This window comes from Roseateles sp. (genome assembly GCF_049240545.1).
In the GTDB taxonomy this organism is placed as follows: Bacteria; Pseudomonadota; Gammaproteobacteria; order Burkholderiales; family Burkholderiaceae_C; genus Paucibacter_A.
In genome coordinates, this window is record NZ_JBMLSK010000191.1 from 1 (window position 1) to 1005 (window position 1005).

Here is a 1005-nt window from a genome sequence, read left to right on the forward strand (position 1 = left end):
GCCATGGCAGACCTTATGTCATCCTCGGTGTGAAGGTACTGCCCGGGGGCCTCCATGGTGTCAATTCCATAGAGGTACATGACACCCTCCCAGATGCGATCTTTCGCGTTCACAGGCGAGAATGTTAGCGAACCCGCCTCGGACAGCTGCACCACACCGTAGGCCCAACGATCAGCCGCTTCTCTGGTCATTCGCCCGCCCAACACATCGCAGAACACACGGCGCACCGCCTCAAGATCGATTTCCACTTACCATCTCCCCGTGTAGCGCTGTCCATCCAACTGCAACTCGTCTTGGTTTTGTACTGACGCTCTGGTGTCAGGCCGCAAAGAGCATCGCTCGCGCCCGCGACGCGCTCGCCCGGGGCGAGGCGGTCTACGACACCTCGTGGTGGTAGGCCGACCAGCCCCGACAAGGCCTCTTCCGCTCCGGCGGGTGAATCGGCTTCGGCGTTTGACCCCCCGGGGGTCAAATGGCGTGCCGGTTCACAACTTACCCGCAGAGTAACTCTCACATTCGATCAGGACAAAGAGCTGGCCGACCATAAGGCGTTGTCGCCTTGGAAGCGCTGGCGCGTCAAACGCTGCCTGGGATCGGCAGCCTTGCGGTTGCCAGAATTGCAACTGCGCCTCCAGCGAAGGCAGATACACCTCACCCGAGCGCAGCCGGACACGGCAAAAGACATTCGTTCGAAGACCACGCAGCTCCGGTGCAGACGGCCCTGACGCGCCCCGCAATGCGTTTGATGAGCCGGCTCTTGAACTGTCATGCAGGGCATTCAGATGCAGAAACATTTTGGGCATTACGCATGTAATATCAATGTGTTATAGGTAGGCCAATTTGCTTTCTGCAGGGCAAACAGTGTATGATGCTCCACTGTCAGCCAGCGCAGAGGGATGCCGTGACCGACTATTTCAATGGCGACATCAGGATATTCAAGGCCGACCATTCGACCCGCCTCGCGTTCGTGCTGGCCTATCGTCACGGATTACGCGAAGGCCCGGC

At 59.1% G+C, this 1005-nt stretch carries 1 protein-coding gene; it reads right to left on the reverse strand.

Going from position 1 to position 1005, the window contains the following annotated elements; all coding sequences use genetic code 11:
* Positions 1–248, reverse strand: a 248-nt coding sequence (locus ACOVRJ_RS12170; RefSeq protein ID WP_422044111.1) for a hypothetical protein, incomplete at its 3' end; no start/stop codon positions are given.
* Between the last annotated feature and the right edge of the window lie 757 nt (positions 249–1005).